Source organism: Nocardioides sp. NBC_00368 (genome assembly GCF_036090055.1).
Taxonomy (GTDB): Bacteria; Actinomycetota; Actinomycetes; order Propionibacteriales; family Nocardioidaceae; genus Nocardioides.
This window is the reverse complement of record NZ_CP107970.1, coordinates 3,898,506-3,917,120: the sequence shown is the minus strand read 5'-3', so window position 1 is coordinate 3,917,120 and position 18,615 is coordinate 3,898,506. Positions and strand designations below refer to the sequence as shown.

The 18,615-nt window shown below is 68.8% G+C and carries 15 protein-coding genes and 1 pseudogene; 12 read left to right on the top strand and 4 right to left on the bottom strand.

The window, feature by feature from the left end:
- Positions 1 to 12: 12 nt before the first annotated feature.
- From OG984_RS18665 to OG984_RS18645, 5 genes are all read left to right on the top strand, one after another.
- The gene (locus OG984_RS18665; RefSeq protein WP_328527717.1) at positions 13 to 633 is read left to right on the top strand and encodes a maltokinase N-terminal cap-like domain-containing protein; all 621 of its coding nucleotides are present in this window, start codon (positions 13 to 15) and stop codon (positions 631 to 633) included.
- Between the two features lie 364 nt (positions 634 to 997).
- The gene (chvE, locus tag OG984_RS18660; RefSeq protein ID WP_328527716.1) at positions 998 to 2,065 is read left to right on the top strand and encodes a multiple monosaccharide ABC transporter substrate-binding protein; all 1,068 of its coding nucleotides are present in this window, start codon (positions 998 to 1,000) and stop codon (positions 2,063 to 2,065) included.
- A gap of 76 nt (positions 2,066 to 2,141) precedes the next feature.
- Positions 2,142 to 3,674 (top strand): multiple monosaccharide ABC transporter ATP-binding protein, encoded by a 1,533-nt coding sequence (mmsA, locus tag OG984_RS18655; RefSeq protein ID WP_328527715.1) that lies wholly within the window; start codon positions 2,142 to 2,144, stop codon positions 3,672 to 3,674.
- Between the two features lie 6 nt (positions 3,675 to 3,680).
- Positions 3,681 to 4,967 (top strand): multiple monosaccharide ABC transporter permease, encoded by a 1,287-nt coding sequence (mmsB, locus tag OG984_RS18650; protein ID WP_328527714.1) that lies wholly within the window; start codon positions 3,681 to 3,683, stop codon positions 4,965 to 4,967.
- 196 nt (positions 4,968 to 5,163) lie between these two features.
- Positions 5,164 to 6,039, top strand: coding sequence for a 1,4-dihydroxy-2-naphthoate polyprenyltransferase (locus OG984_RS18645; protein ID WP_328527713.1), 876 nt, complete (start codon positions 5,164 to 5,166; stop codon positions 6,037 to 6,039).
- A 104-nt stretch (positions 6,040 to 6,143) separates the two neighbouring features.
- On the opposite strand, the gene OG984_RS18640 is transcribed toward OG984_RS18645, so the two are convergent.
- The gene (locus OG984_RS18640; RefSeq protein ID WP_328527712.1) at positions 6,144 to 6,296 is read right to left on the bottom strand and encodes a hypothetical protein; all 153 of its coding nucleotides are present in this window, start codon (positions 6,294 to 6,296) and stop codon (positions 6,144 to 6,146) included.
- 15 nt (positions 6,297 to 6,311) lie between these two features.
- On the opposite strand from OG984_RS18640, the gene OG984_RS18635 reads away from it, so the two are divergent.
- Positions 6,312 to 7,085 (top strand): hypothetical protein, encoded by a 774-nt coding sequence (locus tag OG984_RS18635; RefSeq protein WP_328527711.1) that lies wholly within the window; start codon positions 6,312 to 6,314, stop codon positions 7,083 to 7,085.
- Here OG984_RS18635 and OG984_RS29535 read toward each other — a convergent pair.
- The 3 genes and pseudogenes from OG984_RS29535 to OG984_RS18625 form a co-directional block, all read right to left on the bottom strand.
- Positions 7,065 to 7,130 (bottom strand): annotated as a pseudogene (locus OG984_RS29535) (hypothetical protein); the annotation flags it as partial. The gene OG984_RS18635 and the pseudogene OG984_RS29535 overlap by 21 nt on opposite strands.
- Before the next feature lie 252 nt (positions 7,131 to 7,382).
- On the bottom strand, positions 7,383 to 8,648 hold the full coding sequence (locus OG984_RS18630; protein ID WP_328527710.1) for an MFS transporter: 1,266 nt from the start codon (positions 8,646 to 8,648) through the stop codon (positions 7,383 to 7,385).
- 161 nt (positions 8,649 to 8,809) lie between these two features.
- Complete coding sequence (locus OG984_RS18625; protein WP_008356373.1) at positions 8,810 to 8,983, bottom strand: hypothetical protein; 174 nt, start codon at positions 8,981 to 8,983, stop codon at positions 8,810 to 8,812.
- A 471-nt stretch (positions 8,984 to 9,454) separates the two neighbouring features.
- Here OG984_RS18625 and OG984_RS18620 point away from each other — a divergent pair, with 471 nt between their 5' ends.
- The 6 genes from OG984_RS18620 to OG984_RS18595 all read left to right on the top strand — a co-directional run bounded on the left by OG984_RS18620 (position 9,455) and on the right by OG984_RS18595 (position 18,474).
- Complete coding sequence (locus OG984_RS18620; protein ID WP_008356375.1) at positions 9,455 to 9,721, top strand: hypothetical protein; 267 nt, start codon at positions 9,455 to 9,457, stop codon at positions 9,719 to 9,721.
- Between the two features lie 39 nt (positions 9,722 to 9,760).
- Positions 9,761 to 10,984, top strand: a complete 1,224-nt coding sequence (locus OG984_RS18615) for a hypothetical protein (RefSeq protein WP_328527709.1) — start codon at positions 9,761 to 9,763, stop codon at positions 10,982 to 10,984.
- On the top strand, positions 10,981 to 13,704 hold the full coding sequence (locus tag OG984_RS18610) for an ATP-binding protein (protein ID WP_328527708.1): 2,724 nt from the start codon (positions 10,981 to 10,983) through the stop codon (positions 13,702 to 13,704). Before OG984_RS18615 ends, OG984_RS18610 begins: the two co-directional genes overlap by 4 nt.
- 65 nt (positions 13,705 to 13,769) lie before the next feature.
- Positions 13,770 to 15,833 carry a hypothetical protein gene (locus OG984_RS18605; RefSeq protein ID WP_328527707.1) on the top strand — a complete coding sequence of 688 codons (2,064 nt, stop codon included), beginning with the start codon at positions 13,770 to 13,772 and terminating at the stop codon, positions 15,831 to 15,833.
- On the top strand, positions 15,833 to 16,363 hold the full coding sequence (locus tag OG984_RS18600; RefSeq protein WP_328527706.1) for a hypothetical protein: 531 nt from the start codon (positions 15,833 to 15,835) through the stop codon (positions 16,361 to 16,363). The genes OG984_RS18605 and OG984_RS18600 overlap by 1 nt, the downstream gene beginning before the upstream one ends.
- Positions 16,364 to 16,530: 167 nt before the next feature.
- Positions 16,531 to 18,474 carry a peptidoglycan DD-metalloendopeptidase family protein gene (locus OG984_RS18595; protein ID WP_328527705.1) on the top strand — a complete coding sequence of 648 codons (1,944 nt, stop codon included), beginning with the start codon at positions 16,531 to 16,533 and terminating at the stop codon, positions 18,472 to 18,474.
- Positions 18,475 to 18,615 lie beyond the last annotated feature (141 nt).

The following is an 18,615-nucleotide window of genomic DNA, read 5'->3' as shown; positions in this document are numbered from 1 at the left end:
TAGATAACGGTCATGTCGATCGTTCACAAGGCCACGCTCACCCCGACGAAGAAAGAGATCTTCGGCGCCTGGCTCGCCACCCAGTCGTGGTGCGAGGGTGAACTGACCGGGACGATCGGCTCCTACCGGTTCGACGACCCGGCGGGAAGGGTCGGGATCGAGTGCGTGCTCCTCGAGGTCGGCGAGTCCGTCGTCCACCTCCCGGTCACCTACCGTGAGGCGCCGCTCGACGGCGCCGAGGACTTCCTGATGGCGACCACCGAACACTCGGCGCTCGGGACCCGCTACGTCTACGACGCCTGTGCCGACCCGGTGGCGGTCCACGTCCTGCTGGCCGCCGCGCTGACCGGGGCGACCCAGGAGCCGATGGACATCTACGACCAGGGCCGCCTGGTCGAGCGGCGCGACACCGTCGTCACCGCAGCCGGCACCGGCTCGTGGTCGCGCCACGCGGTGCCCCACTTCGACGGCGTCACCATCCGCTCCCACGGCGCCGAGTCGCGCGTCGAGGCCGGCAGCTACGTGGTTGTCGTGAAGAGAGTCGTCGACGGCTCCGACGCCGACGGCACGGAGTCGATCCAGGTCACCTGGCCGGACGGCGCCGGAGCGCTGGTCGGCGTACGTCACCGCTGACCCCACAGGCCGAGTCGGCTCGTTCCGACCAGAGCCCCCACCGAGTCGGCTCGTTCTGACCGAAACCCCGCCGAGTCGGCGCGTCAAGACGCGCTGACTCGGCGTTGTTGCAACAGGTCCGCCCTGTCTGTGAGCTGCCTGTGAAGAGTCAGATGTTCAACGGAGCCTCCCGTAAGTCACGAGTCGGAAACATCCTCGTCCTGCACTTGACGCATTCGGAGGTGAGGAGGCACATTGTCTCGATGTGAGCGTTCACATCTGTGATGTGACTCACCCGGGAACCGGCCTGTGCGCTGGTCTCCGGCACCCCCGACAGCGGCGCGTCGGCCTACCGGCGTGGCCGTAGATGAAATGGAGCAGGTTAGTGCGCAAGGTACTCACCACGATCACCGCGGCGGCGCTTGCGCTCGGCCTGGCGGCATGCGGTGGCGGCGACGGCGGCGAAGGCGGCGACAAGGGCACCGTCGGTGTAGCCATGCCGACCAAGTCCTCGGAGCGCTGGATCGCAGACGGCAACAACATCAAGAAGCAGCTCGAGGCCGAGGGCTACAAGGTCGACCTCCAGTACGCCGAGGACGACATCCCGACCCAGGTCTCCCAGGTCGAGAACATGGTCACCAAGGGCGTCGACGTCCTGGTGGTCGCGGCCATCGACGGCACCGCGCTCGGCGAGGTGCTCGAGACCGCGGAGTCGCAGGACATCCCGATCATCAGCTACGACCGCCTCATCCGCGACACCGAGGCCGTCGACTACTACTCGACCTTCGACAACTTCCAGGTCGGCGTGCAGCAGGCCACCTCGCTCGTCGAGGGCCTGAAGGCCAAGGGCAAGGGCCCCTACAACGTCGAGCTCTTCGGTGGTTCGCCCGACGACAACAACGCCACCTTCTTCTGGGACGGCGCCATGTCGGTGCTCGAGCCGCTGATCAAGTCCGGCGAGATCGTCATCCCCTCCGGTCAGACGGAGTTCGACCAGGCCGCGATCCTGCGCTGGGACCCCGCCACCGCGCAGAAGCGGATGGAGGACATCCTCACCAAGACGTACGCCTCGAAGAAGGTCCAGGGCGTGCTCTCGCCCTACGACGGCCTCTCGCTCGGCATCATCGCGGCTCTCAAAGGCAACGGTTACACCACCGCCGACCTCCCGGTCGTGACCGGTCAGGACGCCGAGGTGCAGTCGGTCAAGTCGATCAACGCCGGTGAGCAGTACTCCACGATCTTCAAGGACACCCGCGAGCTCGCGAAGGTGACCGTCGACATGATCGTCGCCGTCGGTGCGGGCGAGGAGCCCGAGGTCAACGACACCGAGACCTACGACAACGGCAAGAAGGTCGTTCCGTCCTACCTCCTCGACCCGGTCGTGGTCACCAAGGACGACGTCACCAAGGTGCTCGTCGACTCCGACTACTACACCGCCGACGAGATCAAGTAGCACCCCGTACGCGGCGTGGGCCCGGGTCCCTCCGGACCGGGCCCACGCCGGCCCCTGGCCAGATAGCAGGAACCACATGAGCTCACCGATCCTGGAGATGCGCGGCATCACCAAGGAGTTCCCCGGCGTCAAGGCGCTCTCCGACGTCAACCTCGTCGTCAACCGCGGCGACATCCACGCGATCTGCGGTGAGAACGGCGCCGGCAAGAGCACCCTGATGAAGGTGCTCAGCGGGGTCTACCCCCACGGCACCTACAGCGGCGACATCGTCTTCGAGGGCGAGACCGCGAAGTTCGCCAACATCCGGCAGAGCGAAGCCGCCGGCATCGTGATCATCCACCAGGAGCTCGCCCTCATCCCCGAGCTCTCGATCGCGGAGAACATCTTCCTCGGCAACGAGACCGCCAAGCGCGGCATCATCGACTGGGGCCGCGCCAACCGCGATGCGATCGACCTGCTCGCCCGGGTCGGCCTGCGGGAGAACCCGCTGACCCCGGTGAAGAACCTCGGCATCGGCAAGCAGCAGCTGGTCGAGATCGCCAAGGCGCTCTCGAAGGAGGTCAAGCTCCTCATCCTCGACGAGCCGACCGCCGCCCTCAACGACGACGACTCCCAGCATCTCCTCGCGCTCCTGGAGGGGCTGAAGGAGAAGGGGATCACCTCGATCATGATCAGCCACAAGCTGAACGAGATCGAGCAGATCGCCGACGAGATCACCATCATCCGCGACGGTCAGAGCATCGAGACCCTCTCGGTCGCCGCCGGCGGCGTGGACGAGGACCGGATCATCCGCGGAATGGTCGGCCGTGACCTGGAGAACCGCTTCCCCGACCACACCCCCACCATCGGGGACGTGCTCTTCGAGGTGCGCGACTGGACCGTCATGCACCCGCAGGACAGCCACCGCGAGGTCATCCGTCAGGCCAACCTGTCCGTGCGAGCCGGGGAGATCGTCGGCATCGCCGGGATGATGGGCGCGGGACGTACGGAGCTGGCGCGGTCGATCTTCGGCCGCTCCTACGGCTCCCGGACCTCCGGCTCGCTGGTGCTGGAGGGCAAGGAGCTGCACCTCAACACGGTCACCCAGGCGATCGAGGCCGGCATCGCGTACGTCTCGGAGGACCGCAAGGGCCTCGGGCTCAACCTCATCGACGACATCAAGACCTCGGTCACCGCGGCGGCGCTGAACAAGCTGCGGCGCGGGCTGGTCGTCGACGAGCACAAGGAGGTCGTGGTCGCCGAGGGCTACCGCAAGAACCTCAACATCAAGGCGCCGTCGATCACCGCCGGGGTCGGCAAGCTCTCCGGCGGCAACCAGCAGAAGGTGGTGCTGTCCAAGTGGATGTACACCGACCCGAAGCTGCTGATCCTCGACGAGCCGACCCGAGGCATCGACGTCGGTGCCAAGTACGAGATCTACGGGATCATCCAGGAGCTCGCCCGCAGCGGTCGCGGCGTACTAGTGATCTCCTCCGAGCTGCCCGAGCTGCTCGGTCTGTGTGATCGCATCTACACGCTCGCCGAGGGCGTGATCACCCATGAGTTCGACCGCTCAGAGGCCACCCAGGAGTCCCTGATGCGCTACATGACCGCGGACGCGAGGAAGTAACACCCGATGAATGCCCTGCTCAACACGCTGCGCGGGAACGTCCGCCAGTACGGGATGATCATCGCTCTGGCGGCGATCGTCATCCTCTTCCAGATCTCGACCGAGGGCGTGCTGCTCAAGCCGCTCAACGTCTCGAACCTGGTCGTCCAGAACGCCCAGATCCTGATCCTGGCCATCGGCATGGTGATCGTGATCGTGGCGCGCCACATCGACCTCTCGGTCGGCTCCGTGGCCGCCTTCGTGGGCGCCGCCTCGGCGATCATGATGACCCAGTACGACTTCCCGTGGTGGCTGGCCGTCTTCCTCGGCCTGCTGATCGGCACCGCGATCGGTGCCTGGCACGGCTTCTGGGTGGCGTACGTCGGGATCCCGGCGTTCATCGTCACGCTGGCCTCGATGCTGCTCTTCCGCGGTCTGACCCTGGTCGTCCTCAAGGGTGCGACCGTCGGTGGTCTGCCGGAGCAGTTCAAGGCGATCGGCAACGGCTTCCTGCCGGAGATCGGGCCGGACACCGGGTTCCACAACCTGACGCTTCTCATCGCTGTCGCCGCCGTCGCGGTGCTCATCGTGCTCGAGGTGCGGCGTCGGTCGGCTCAGGTCGCGTACAACTTCGACGTGCTGCCCTTCCCGCTCTTCGTGGTGAAGCTGGCGCTGCTGACGATCGTGATCATGTACTTCGCCTACCTGCTCGCCGACGCGCGCGGCCTGCCGATCGTCGGCCTGATCCTGGGCGGCCTGATCGTGGTCTACACGTTCATCATGAACAAGACCGTCTTCGGCCGGCACGTCTACGCGATCGGCGGCAACGTCGACGCGGCGACGATGTCCGGCGTCAACACCAAGCGGGTCGACTTCCTGGTCATGATGAACATGGGTCTGCTCTCGGGCCTCGCGGGCCTGGTCACGACCGCCCGTCTGACCGCGGCCAACCCCAAGGCCGGTGTTAACTTCGAGCTCGACGCGATCGCCGCCGCCTTCATCGGTGGTGCGGCCGTGACCGGCGGTGTCGGCACCGTCGTCGGCGCGATCATCGGTGGTCTCGTCATGGGTGTCCTCAACAACGGCATGTCGCTGCTCGGTGTCTCCATCGACTGGCAGCAGGCCATCAAGGGCCTCGTGCTCCTGCTCGCCGTCGCCTTCGACGTGTGGAACAAGCGCCGTACCGCCGGCTCCGGTGGCGCCGGTGCCGAGTCGGCCGAGCCCAGCGCACCGCCGCCCGACAAGCTGGCCGAGGAGATCGAGGCCATGGAGGCCGAGCTCAGCGTCGACTCCAACGACTCGCCGAAAACCTGATCCATCCCTCCCTCCCCCACCCCGCGACCCCTGCCTCCTCCCGGGCGGGGGTCGCTGGGTTTTCGCGGTCGGCGTGGGGTCGTGTAACACGCTGTTCGTAGGACTATCCGGTCGTTCTGATAGGGCGAGTAGTCCTACGAACGACGTGTTACATCCCCGCGGCCCCAGCAACGAGCCGTCGGTGTTGAATAGCGGGGTGGCAAACTCCGCTCAGTGGCTCCAGGGAGCCCGTCCTCGCACACTCCCCGCCGCGCTCGCGCCGGTCATCGCCGGCACAGGGGTGGCTGCGTACGCAGGTGAGTTGGTCTGGTGGAAGGCGCTGCTCGCCCTCGTCGTTGCCCTCGCGCTGCAAGTCGCGGTCAACTACGCCAACGACTACTCCGACGGGATCCGCGGGACCGACGACGAGCGCGTAGGGCCGCTGCGGCTCACCGGCTCGGGCGTCGCGGCGGCGTCCTCGGTCAAGCGAGCAGCGTTCATCGCCTTCGGCGTCGCCGCCGTGGCGGGGCTGGTGCTGGCGGTGACCTCAGCCTGGTGGCTGGTCGTGGTCGGCCTGGTCTGCATGATCGCCGCCTGGTACTACACCGGCGGCTCGCACCCCTACGGCTACGCCGGCCTCGGCGAGGTCATGGTCTTCGTCTTCTTCGGTCTCGTCGCGGTCGTCGGCACCACCTTCGTCCAGACGCAGACCTGGGAGTGGGGCGCGCTGTGGGCCGGCGTCGGCATCGGCGCCATCACCTCCGCCCTCCTCGTCGCCAACAACCTCCGCGACATCCCCGGTGACACCGAGTCCGGGAAGATCACCCTCGCCGTACGCCTCGGCGACGCGCGGACCCGCTGGCTCTACGTCGCCCTCGTGGCCGTCGCCGCCGTCTCGGTCGTGCTCGTGGCCCTGACGACGTCCTGGTGGGCGCTGCTCGGCCTCGGGTTCGTCGTGGTCGCCGCTCAGGGCGTCCGCACCGTCCTCGACCGCGCCAACCTCGGCCCGCGGCTCATCCCCGTCCTTCAGCAGACGGGGCTGGCCACGCTGGTATGGGGGCTGCTCGTCGGCGTACCTCTGCTGTTCGCCTGAGCGCCTTCTGGGCGGGGTGTAACACGCTGTTCGTGGCACTTTCCGGTCGTTCTGAACGGGCGGGTAGTCCTACGAACGACGTGTTACACCGTCGATGGCCGGGCTCAAGCCGCCTTCGGGCGACGTACGCGGAATCGTTCGAGGTCCGAGATGTCGGTGCCGAACGCTCGGCAGGTGGTCAGGTACTCGCGGGTCAGGCGGTCCTTGAGGTGGGCACGGTGGCGGCCGAACAGGTCGTGCCATTCGACGCGTGACATGCCGAGATGGAAACCATGGGCCCAATCCTGTCGCGTCTTCTCCTCGGCCAGAATGTCGTCGACCGACCGGAGTGCCAGGCCTCCCTCGGCCGCGGGCACGTACTTGCTCCGGCCATCGAACTCGAAGATGTGGCGGCCAACCCGGAGATCGAATCGAGCGGTGCGTACGCCGTCCGTGATCTCGAACTGTGTCTCGATCCCAGTCAGCCCGAGCTCTTCGAGTACGTCGCGGGTGAGAGTCTCGCCAACCGACTCAGCGCCTGCATACGACAGGGTGATGGCTTCCCGTGCCAGCCGACGGTTGGGCCAGTGCCTCATGTGGTCGAGGACCTCCCAGAGTTCATCGACGGACACCCCCATCCTTCGAGCAGAGTCGACGGCGACGACCCCGTACGGGCGGCCGTGCTCGCGCGCGATGTCGATCGCGGTGCGCGCGAGGCCGAGGACCTCGAACCCGTTCGCTCGGACCACCTGATCATCGAGATAAGGCGCGAGGTGGTGCTTCACGCCCCACTTGTTGTGGCTGCCGACGACCGGTTGACGAGTGACGTGGGTCTGAGACTTCCGGGGGAGGAGGATGCCCATGTCGAGCTCGAGCGCAGCGGTGTCATGGCTCCGTACGAACGGGACGGTGATGGCCGCGCACGCGGCTCGGTCGAGGAGACGTTGTCGCTCGGTGGGCAGTCTGATGCTCTCTATGTGAGCACGTTCGGCGTATACGCCCCGGCGCACGACCGACCACTCTCCGTTACGGACGTAGCGGTAGATCGTGTCGAGGTCGAGGCCTGATGCGAGAGCCTGCCTGCGCGTGATGAGTCCATGGTGCGCAGCCATCACCGCTTGGATGCGTGGGTTCATGGTCTTCAGCCTGTTGCCAGGCGCCGACTCCTAGCGGCGTTCAGCGGCCCCCTGTGGATAACTCCGACACGACGTACGCCTGTGGATGGTCGCTGGCCCGAGCGGTGGGCTCGGACACGTGTAACACGCTGTTCGTAGGACTTTCCGGTCGCTCTGAAGGGCGGGTAGTCCTACGAACGACGTGTTACAGCGGACCCCTCCTGCCCGCGAGCAACTGTCCGCACCCTCCTACGCCGGCTCGGGGACGGGCTGAGCCCGGCGCGCCAGATAGCGCTCGGCGGCGCGGGCGGAGGGGTGGACGCCGATCGTGGCGATGACGATGATGCCCGCGATGACGGCCCAGCCGAGGTGGCCGAGCTCCATCGCCAGGAAGGTGTACGCCGCGGGTGCCCAGACGGTGCCGAGGGTGTAGCCGACCTGGGCCGCGCCCTGGTAGTCACCGCGGTGCTCGGGGTCGGAGAGGTCGGCGATCAGGCCCCACTCGCCGGCCGACTGGAAGAGCTCGGCGCCGGTGACGGTGACGTGGCCGAGCCAGACGAGCGCGATCGTGAGAAGCCCGACGGTGTCGTGGGTGACCGCGATGATGGCGCAGGAGGCCAGGAAGCAGAGCGCTCCCCGCCGCTGCGCGCGAAGCGATGTCGCCACGTCGGTCACGCCACGGGCGGCGATGACCTGCAGCCCGACGGCCATGACGGTGTTGGTACCGAACAGCCAGGCCAGCAGCACCCGCGGTGCGTCGGTCTCCTGCACCAGCCACAGCGGGATGACGACGTTGAGCAGGACCTGGTGGGTGCCGAGCACGCCGTCGAAGAACGTCGTGGCGAGGAAGGCACGGTTGCGCAGGGCACCGAGGCGGTCGCGTACGTCCCTCTTCATGTCGCCGGGCGAGGCAGCCGTGGCGAGGCGGGGGAGGCGCGAGATCCAGTAGGCGTTGACCAGCAGCACCACGGCGGTCATCAGCGGGACCGCCTTGATCAGGGTGTTGGAGTCGGCGGCGAGGGCGAGGCCGCTGGCCAGGGCGCCGAGCGTGTAGCCGACGTTGCGAGCGGCGCGCATGTAGGCGAACGAGCGCACCCGGGTCGCCGCGGGGAAGACCGAGATCCGATAGGCGTCGCGGCCCGACTTCTGCCAGGAGGAGGCGAGTGCCAGGAGCACCTCGACGGCGATGTACGCGGCGAAGTTGCCGACGAGCACCCAGGCCCCGAACAGGATCGCCTGGAGAACGGCACCGGCGATCCAGCTGAACCGGGTGCCGAGACGATCCGCGAGTCGGCCCAGGGGGACGGCGAACAAGAAGGTTGCGACGCCCGCGATCGTGAGACCGAGGCCGACCTGTGCGGCGGAGAGGCCGACGATCTGGGTGAAGAAGACCGCCGAACCGGTGAGAAAGGTGCCTTCGGCGAAGGCCGACAGCACCGACTGGTACGACATCGCCCGGATGAGCGGGTCGTCTGAGAGGACCTTGTCCCTCAACCGGATGAAGTGAGGGGACACGTCGACTCCGAACTATCTTGACATCGAGACAAGCGCAGTCTCGTCATCGCTGCGTCCGACGTCAAACAGTTATCCGTGCTGCTCGGTCCCCAAACCGGGCAGCGAGAAAAAAGGAGCCCATCGCGCCGGCACCCGTGTGCCGGCGTAGGTGGCGGCCGAGGTCAGCGGGTGGAGCCCTCGATCGTGCCGATCACGCCGCCGAAGACGTCGGTGGTGACGCCCCAGATGCCACCTGCGATGGCCGAGATCGTGCTGGTCAGTCCCTGCGGATCGGTGAACAGCCAGAACCCGACGAACAGAACGCCGATGACGATGAAGATCTTCTTCTTGTCCATGTGAGCTCGTCCTCCCGAGAAATCCGATTGAATGTGATGTGAATTCGCGAATCCGGACGCAAGCGCGCGAAATTCGCGAGGATGCACCGGGATATAGATTCCCCGAAGTTAGCCTCCCCTCGCAAGAATTCGCCGAAGGAGACCACTGAGCGGGACAGTGTCGCGCCCAACGGTCCGGTGGGTGGCATGACCGCCGGATGAACCGGGTGGGCCGATGGTCCCTACGCGCGCGGTACAAGACGTGTCGTCAGGTGGAACGAGGTGCGCTGAGGCGGTCTGGCGACTACGCTCGTCTCACATGGCGGTGGCGTTTGTCCAGAAATGCCGATGCCCGGGAGTTTGCGTCAGCGCGCGGGAGGGGCGAGGCGCCTCCACCCACCGGTGCCGCATGGGGCTGCGCCGGACGGGACAATCGAATACTTCCGGACGCGTCCGGCAACCACACCTCACCTCGGGAAAGGGAGCAGAGCAATGGCACCGCACCAGTTGATTCAAAGTACGACTCAGGCCGCCGAGTACGGCACCGGTGGCCTGGCCGAGTGGATCACCGACAACATCATCACCCTCGTCGTCCTGATCTTGGGCGTCACGGTCCTGTGGGCTGCCCGCAGCGGCAACATCTCCAAGGCCGTCACGATCGTCGGCGGCCTGATCATCGGTCTCGGCGTCCTCGGCCTGGCCGTCGGCAACAACGCCACGGACCTCGGCACGTGGATGGCTGGTCTCTTCAAGGGGTGATCCCGGTCCCGTTAGCTAACCCAGGGAGGGATCTCGGGGATGAGGCTGCCTGACGACGACGAGCTGTACGAGGTCGACCAGACCTATCTCGGTCCCCCTCGTCGCTACATCGGGGAGATGCGCTACCGCACCATCTTCCTGTTCCTGGTGATCGCACCAGTGACGCTTGTGCTGCTGCGCAAGCTCGGCATGCCGGTGACGCTGCTCAGCATGGGACTGTGGCTGATCGGCGCCTCCTACCTCTCGATGAAGGCCTCCGACTACATCAGCTCGGAGAGCTCGGCCGGCGCCTGGCTGATGACCTTCTGGCACGAGCTGACCACGCCGCGCGTGGAGACCGGCGTCCAGTACGCAGGCGGGGCTGCGGTCGCCTTCCGTCACGCCACCAGCCCCCGAGGTGGCTGGGCCAAGGCGATGCGACGACCGGGCCGCCGGTTCGCGCAGCAGCCCGGAGCCACCTCGGAGCCGCAGATGCTGCAGGCGACCGTGGTCGCCTCGAAGCCGCGCACCCAGACACCGCCCGTGCGGGGCAAGGCCGCGCCCGTCCGACCGGTGATCGAGGCCAAGGTCGTCGAGGAGCCGCTTCCCGCCCAGCTCGAGGTGCAGCCCGCGGTCCAGCCCGCGCGTCAGCCCGCGCGCCAGCACGGCGGCGGACGTCCGGCGAAGGGCGGCTGGTCCAGCCGGCCGTCCTCCTCGCCGCGTGAGCCCCGGGACGTCCCGTGGAAGGGCGGGGCGCCGTGGCAGGCCCGCCAGGAGCGCGAGCAACCCGCGCCGCCCCCGCCGCCCGCGGCTTCTCCCGCACCGCCGCCCCCGCCGACCAGCTCGCCGACCAGCTCGCCGACCAGCCCGCCAGCCAGCCCGCCGGCGGCTCCGACGGCCACCCCGAAGGCGACTCCGCCGGCTCCGCCCGCTGCGCCGCCGCCGTCATCTCCGCCTCCGCCGCCGCCCGCTGAGGCCCCTGCAGCACAGCAGCCCGTGCCGAGACCGGCAGCTGAGGCCACCGGCCAGGCCGCGCCGAAGCCGGCCCGGCAGCCGCTGTCGCAGGCGGTCAGGCCGGCGGTGGTGATCGCCCCGGAGCCGGGTCTCGACGACCTCGACGACCCCGACGACTTCGACGAGTTCGACGATGCGCCCTCGGGACGTACGCGTCCCAGGGACAATCAGGACGAGTGGGCGACGACCGACGAGCGCCCGCAGAGCGTGGACGACTACCGCAAGCGCCTCAACGGCGACGACGCACCCAACGACGGAGGAACCGCATGAGGCGGCCGCGAACGGAGCGGGCCTACGGGCCCGGCTTCGAGAAGCCCAAGCCGGGACGCAAGAGCGTCTTCGGCCGGGGCGGCGACGACTCGAAGGGCGTCCATGAGCCCAGAGGTGACAAGTGGGCGCTGGAGGAGGTGCGCGGTCACCTGACCTTCACCGGCGACCGCATCATCGCCTGGTATCTCGCCGAGCCGCAGACCTGGTCGTTCCGTGCTCACTCCGACCTCGAGGCGCTGATCACCGACCAGGCCAGCCAGCTGGCCGATCTGGTCGGCAACACGATCCACGGCCGGGTCACCACCCGCCCCTATCCCGTACGTCACTGGGCGCATGCCGCGTTCGCCAACGCACCCGACCCGCAGCCCGGGTTCGAGGAGATGATGGCGCGCAACCAGGCCCACATGGCTGCCCACAGCCAGGCCGACAAGCTCGTCTACTACGGCGTCGACCTCGGCCGTCGCGACGCGACGGTGCGTACCCTGGCGAAGTTCTCCGCCAGCGCCGCCGAGCGGGAGATGGCCGCGATCAGCGAGCGGCTCGACACGGTCAACCGGGTGATGTCGCGGCCGGGCTTCTCGGCGCGGCCCGCAGTCGGTCACGACATGGAGTGGATGATCGCCCGTTCGCTCTCGCTGGGGGCCAAGATCCCCGTGCCGGAGCCGGGCGAGGCCCAGCAGAACTTCCTCGACACCGACGACATGGCCGAGTGGTTCGAGTCGGTCGCCTGGTCGGCCGAGCCGCTGGCGCCGACGGTGCAGGTCACCAGCAGCATCGGTGGTCGCCAGGAGACCAGCCACGTGTGCGTGCTGACCGTCTCCCGGATCGGCGACATCGAGGTCCCCGAGACCCACGCGCCGTGGATGGCGAAGACCGACGCGCTCGGCTTCCCGGTGGAATGGTCCTTCCGGGTCGAGCCGCGCTCGCCGGAGGACGTCTCCCGTGAGATGGCGAGCCTGACCCGGCGTATCGACGGCCAGGTCAGCCACTGGTCCGAGGACCACGGCAAGCGGCCGCCGAAGCAGCTCTCCCGCCAGGCCGGCCGAGCCGCCGACGTCGAGGACGAGATGCGCTCGGAGTTCACCGGCCTCTCGACTCGTACCAGGGGCTGGTACCGGATCGCCGTCACCGGCCGCACCGAGGCCGAGGCGCTCGACAAGGCGCAGAAGGTCGTCGACCTCTACCGGCCGCAGATCAAGATCACCCGCCAGCTGGGGCAGTACCACCTGGCCCGCGAGTTCGTCCCGGGCGAGCCGCTCGCGTCGACCGCTCACGCCCGGAAGTTCCCGGTGCTCAAGGTCGCTGCCGGGCTCCCGGCGGTCACCGCGGAGGTCGGTGACAAGCGCGGCTTCTACCTCGGCGAGACCTCCGCGATGGCCTCGCGAGCGGTGCTGATGGACCCGTGGTACCTGACCGAGGTCATGGAGCAGGCCGGCCTGATCCCGCTGGTCGGCACCCCGGGTTCCGGAAAGTCGACGCTGATGGGCGTCGTCATCTACATGTCGATCCTGTCCGGCATCCACGGCGTCGCCATGGACCCGGCAGGCCGGCTGCAGCGGCTGATGACCCTGCCCGAGATCGGCGGCGGCATCTTCAACGGCCAACAGGTGCCGGCCCGCGCTCGCAGCGTCGACGTCCTCGGCGGTCGTCCGGGAAGCCTGTCGCCCTACGCGGTGGTGCCCGACCCCAACCCCGAGCTGATCCGGGCCGAGGCGATGTCGGACCACGAGTTCGCCGAGCGGCTCCACCGCGAGCGGTCGGCCGCCGTGCAGCAGCGCCGCGACCTGACCGTCTCGGTGCTCCGCTCCTGCCTCCCGGTCGGCCTGGCCAACAACGAAGAGGTGCTCAAGCGCATCCGCGCCCGCGTCATGGAGGCGCAGGCCGACCGTGGCGCCGACACCTCGACGATCGTGAAGATGCTCTTCGAGGGCGACGGCGGCGACCAGGAGATCGCCCGCGAGCTCGCCGCCGCCCGCGAGCGCGAGCTCGGCCGGCTCTTCTTCGGCAACGACTTCCTCCAGTCCGACGAGGAGCTGAAGGGCACGCCGTTCACCTTCTACAACCTCAAGGGCCTCAACACCCCGCCCGAGCACGTGCCGCGCGAGGAGTGGAGTGCCGAGGAGCAGATGGCGCGTCCGATCATGACCCTCGCGGCCTGGTCCGCGCTCCACCTGATCTACCGCAGCGACCCCAACGAGCGGAAGCTGTTCGCGCTCGACGAGGCCCACGAGGTCACCCAGGCCTCCGGTGGCACAGGTCGCGCCCTGGTCCACAAGCTCTCCAGCGACTCCCGCAAGAACAACTGTGCCGCGCTGGTCTCGACCCAGAACGCCTCCGCGATCCTGGGCTCCGACATCAACAACTTCGTCGGGGCGGCCTTCGTGGGACGTACGCAGGACGAGACCGCCCAGCGCGACGCGCTCAAGCTCCTCGGCAAGCCCGAGGGTCTGGGTTACGAGTCGATCCTGGCGCGGCTCTCGCCGCGCACCAGGCGCGGTGACGAGCAGCTGGGCTACCGGGAATTCATCTACCGTGACGGCCTCGGTGGCGACACCGGCCACGGCGGCATGGAGATCATCAAGGTGACTCTCAACCACCACCCGGGTCTGCAGGAGGCGCTCAACACCACCGCCGACCCGACCCGCCGCGTCAGCCGCGCCATCGGCGGCGAGCCGGTCGACCACGCCAGGACCGAGCTCTCCGGGGACGGGATCGGCTGATGCCGTCGCGCCCCGCTCACCAGAGGACAGCCCTGCGCCGGAGGGCGGCTGCCCTCGTCGTACTCGTGGTTGCTCTTCTGTCCGTCGCCGGCCCGGCGGCGGCTGCGGGTCCGAGGGGGATCGACATCCCGATCCCGTTCGACCCGACGGGTGGGCTCTCGGGTGTGAGCGATGCGTGCAACAACCTGGATGCGCCGATGCCGGCGTCTCCGTACGGGGACGGCAGCTTCATCGTGCGGATGACGGCGCTGGGGGCGGCGTCGAAGGCGGGCACGGAGCTCAACGATCCGGAGAAGATCAACGACGAGCTGGACCCGTTCCGCAACAAGGACGAGGTCTCGCTGGAGTCGGCCTACGGCACGTCTCCGCAGTGGTGGACCTATGACAACGGCTGCACGGGGCAGTTCGTGGCGGGTGCCGGGACCTCGATCGGCAACATCATGCTGGAGATCTCGGGGATCCTGCCGAACTGGTCGCACGCGCTGCTGAACGCGGTGATCGGGGAGAACTCCTTCTTGAAGGCGCTGGACGACCCGATCGTGGCGGCGAGCAAGGCAGTCACCGACGGGGTGTGGGCGCCGTGGGTGAGCGTGGTGCTCCTGCTGGTCGCGGCGACGGTGATGATCCGGGCCCGGGACGGCCGGTTCGCGCGGGCGGTGACGGCGGCGGGCTGGGCGCTGGGTGTGCTGGTGGTGACGTCGTGGCTGATCCAGTATCCGGTGGAGTCGACCCGGTTGGTCGATGACGGGGTGCGGTCGGCGACGGGGTTGATCGCGACCGGCTTCAACGACGGCAGGACGGTCCCGGGCGTCGGTGACGACGGCTTCGGGGAGACCGATGCGGTCAAGGCTGTGGACGGCCAGATGGACGAGGTGGTGCGTTCGACGCAGTACCGGACCTGGCTGGCCGGCGCGTTCGGTGACCCCGACTCGGCCACGGCGAAGACGTACGGGCCGCGGGTGTTCCGGTCGACGCACTTCTCCTGGCAGGAGTACGACGCGTATCGCAAGGACCCCAACGGTGAGGGCAAGAAGGTCCTGGAGGCCAAGCAGGACGCGTTCAAGGAGCACGCCGAGGCGGTCAAGAAGTCCGATCCGGTGGCGTACGAGTACTTCAAGGGTGAGCACTGGTCGCAGCGGGCGACCACGGCGCTGGTGAACCTCGTGGTGGTCGTGGTGGTCTGCGGGTTCCTGCTGGTCGCGGGGTTGGCGATCCTGCTCTCGTTCGCGTTGATCCGGTTGATCGTGCCGTTCGCGCCGGCGGCCGGGGTGCTGTTCATGCTGGATCACACCCGGGACGCTGCGGTGGCGATGCTCAAGCGGGTGGTGGGCCCGTTGGTGATGGGCCCGATCTACTTCCTGGTCGCGTTGCTGCTGCTGCGACTGGACTCGGCGATCCTGACCTCGACGATGTGGTTCGTGCTCAAGCTGGGGCTGATCGCGGTGCTGACCGTGCTGGCCTGGCGGCTCACCCGCCCGGCCGCCTACGGCATCCCGCTGCCGGGCATGGGCCGGCTCACCTCGATGCTCACCTCGTACGTCGGCGCCCGGACGGGCACCGAGGCCGGGGTCCGCGACGCGACCGCCGACCGGGCGCCCGCCACGGGCGGTGCCCCGGCCGGGACCGGAGCGATCTCGAGCCCCGGCGGGGTCTACATGCCCGGCCACGAGCTGACCGGCAACCGGCCGGCCATGGTCGCCGAGCAGGTGCCCAACCAGGCGCCGGTGACGGCCGCCGGAGCGCTGGGTGCCGGGTCGAGCGCGAGCACCACACCGACGTACGCCCTCGGTTCCTCGATGAGCGGCAACGACGGTGAGCGCGTGGCCGGACAGTGGTTCGACTCGCGCTCCGCCGAGCGCGACGAGCCGCCCTACCGTGGCGAGCCGACACGTGGCCCCGCCGCGCAGGTCTACGCCGACGGCCGCTCCGAGGCGCCGAGCCCGGTCGACCACACCGCCTACGCCGACCGGGAGCCGGAGCCGCCGCGCCACTCACCGGTCGCGGAGGCCAACGTGGACTACGACGCGGACGGCAACCCGGTCTTCGTCATCTACTCACCGAACGGGAACCGCTCGGTTCCCGTCGACAACGGTTCCAGCTGGGGGTCAGCTGAAGGAGGAGCCCGGTAGTGCGGTCGACAACGACGCGTGGTGTGCTGTGGGAGGTCATCGCGCCGGTGCTGAGGTGGCCCATGCGGTCGCCGTTCCGGTTCTTCTCGGTGGTCGTCGGCATCGTCTTCGTCATCTGGCTCATCGCCCAGTGGAGCGACGCCCCCGATGCCGAGCCGGCTGCGCAGCCCGAGCGGGGCTCGGTGTCGGCCGAGCAGAGCCCCAGCGCGACCGGATCGCCGGCGCCGGTCCCTGATCCGCGGCCCCTGGCGACCAAGTTCGTCGCCGCCTGGGCCCGTCCCGACCTGACCACCGACCAGTGGTGGGAGGGGATCAACGCGGCCCGCCCGGACGAGTCGCTCGCCCAGGCCCTGGGCACCACCGACCCGGCGACCGTGCCGGCGACCAAGGTCGTCGGCGCCGCGGAAGTGCTCGAGCAGACCGACGGGGAGGCCCGCGTCGAGGTCACCACCGACGGCCCCAAGGTCATCGTCTACCTGACGCTGGTCGACAACGTCTGGTACGTCGCGAACATCCTCCCCGGAGGTTAAGACCGTGCCTCTCGATCCGAAGGCGCCGGCTGCGCGGCGCCCCAGCACGCGCCCGGCGGCGTTGTCGTCGGTCGACGGCCAACACCGGGCCGCCTCCCTCCTCCGCCTTGCCGGACACGCACTGGAACGCCGCTCGCTCGGCGTCGCATCGAGAGGCACGGTCTGACATGTGGATCTTCAAGGCGCGTCTGATCTGGGGAATCGTGGCCGCGGCGGCCACGCTGGTCCTGGTGGTCGCCGGGGCCTTGGTGATCCTGATCGGCGGTCTGGCGAGCACCGAGCAGAGCACCCAGGACCAGGCCGAGTCGGGCTGTGTCGGCGGGGTCAACGCGATTCCGGCGGGCAACCTCGGGCCGGACGGTGAGGTGCCCGAGGGCAGCATCGCCGGGTTCAACACCGAGCAGATCCAGAACGCCCGGACGATCGTGGCGGTCGGCAAGCAGTCCGGCGTACCCGCCTACGGATGGGTGATCGCGCTCGCGACCGCGATGCAGGAGAGCACCCTGCGCAACCTCGACTACGGCGACCGTGACTCGGTCGGTCTCTTCCAGCAGCGCCCGGTCTCCGGGTGGGGCAGCGTCGCCGACATCATGAACCCGGTCAAGTCCGCCCAGGCGTTCTACGGGGTCGCCGCCCACACCGGCAACACCGGTCTCCTGGACATCCCGGGGTGGCGCAAGATGCAGGTCACCGCGGCCGCGCAGGCGGTGCAGCGGTCGGCGTTCCCGCTGGCGTACGCCCAGCACGAGGACGAGGCGCGGGCTCTTGTCGCCGCGCTCGCCGACGGGGTCACCGCCGCCGACCTGACGGCCACGGCGACCGACGTGGCCTGCACGATCGGCATGGCCGGGATCAGCACCTCCGTCGTACGCCCGATCCAGGCCGGGCTCGCGGTCGACAACAACAACTACGGCAACTCGGGCTCCAACTGGGCCAACATGCACACCGGCAACGACTACTCCTCGCCGTGCGGCACCCCGGTGCAGGCGGCCCACGGCGGCACCATCGTGATCGAGTCGGGCGGCGGCTGGGGCTGGTCGGGACGCTGGCTGGTGAAGGTGCAGACGGCGCCCGGCAACCTGACCACGTGGTACGGCCACATGCAGTCCCTCGCGGTCCGCGAGGGCCAGATGGTCAAGGCCGGACAGGTCATCGGGCAGGTCGGCAGCGAGGGCAACTCGACCGGCTGCCACCTCCACTTCGAGGTGCACCCGCACGGCGGTGGCTACCTCCAGGACCAGGTCGACCCCGCGGCCTGGCTGACGAAGAACATCGGCAAGACCCTCCAGGCCACCAAGCAGGTCGCCGGGCTGCCGGGTGCGGGACAGATCGGCGCCTCCCCGGCGGCCGTCTCCGGCCCGCAGGTCCGCCTGGCGCAGGCCAACATCAAGGTCTCCCTGTCCCGCTCGCGATACCGCTCCGACCTGGCCGAGGTCATGAAGCACGGGCCCGACTTCGTCTCCCTCAACGAGGCCCAGTCACGTTCGGTCTCCGACATCTCGGTGCGCGGCTACGGCACCTACCGGGCCTCCTCGGACGAGTACGGCGCCCGCAGCCAGGCGCTCAGCCCCGTCGTCATGTGGCGTACCGACCGCTGGGTGGCGGTCGACAAGGGCACCGTCCAGCTCACCAAACCGGTCACGGGGGTCAAGAACGACAACAGGTACGCCACCTGGGTGGTGCTCGCGAGCAGCGACGGCTCCGGGCGGATCTCGGTGATCTCGACCCACACGATGACGTCGCCGGCCAAGAGCCCGCAGGCGCGTAAGGACGAGGCCCAGCGCGGCTTCGCGAAGCTCGCCGGGCTGGCGCAGGGCCTGCAGAAGTACGGCCCCGTCCTCGTCGCCGGCGACCTGAACTCCCCCTATCCGCGCAACGGCGGCGACGGGGATCCGTGGGGGCCGAAGCCGCTGATGACCAAGGCCGGCATGACCTCTTCCTTCGAGACCCTCGGTGCGCCCCCGCAGGGCTGGGCCACCCACGACGGCGGCGGCACCATCGACTGGCTCCTCGGTTCGAACGCGACCACCACCTCCACGCGGCACGCCACGTTCAAGCTCGAGTCCGACCACCACGGTCTGGTGGCCGACTTCAACATCCGCGGCCAGTAGCGGCTGCGGCACGTGTAACACGTCGTTCGTAGAACTACTCGCCCTATGGGAACGACCGGATAGTGCTACGAACAGCGTGTTACAGCCCGCGGAACCCACCAACCCACCACAAGCCTCCAGACCGCAGGAGATAGCGTTGGG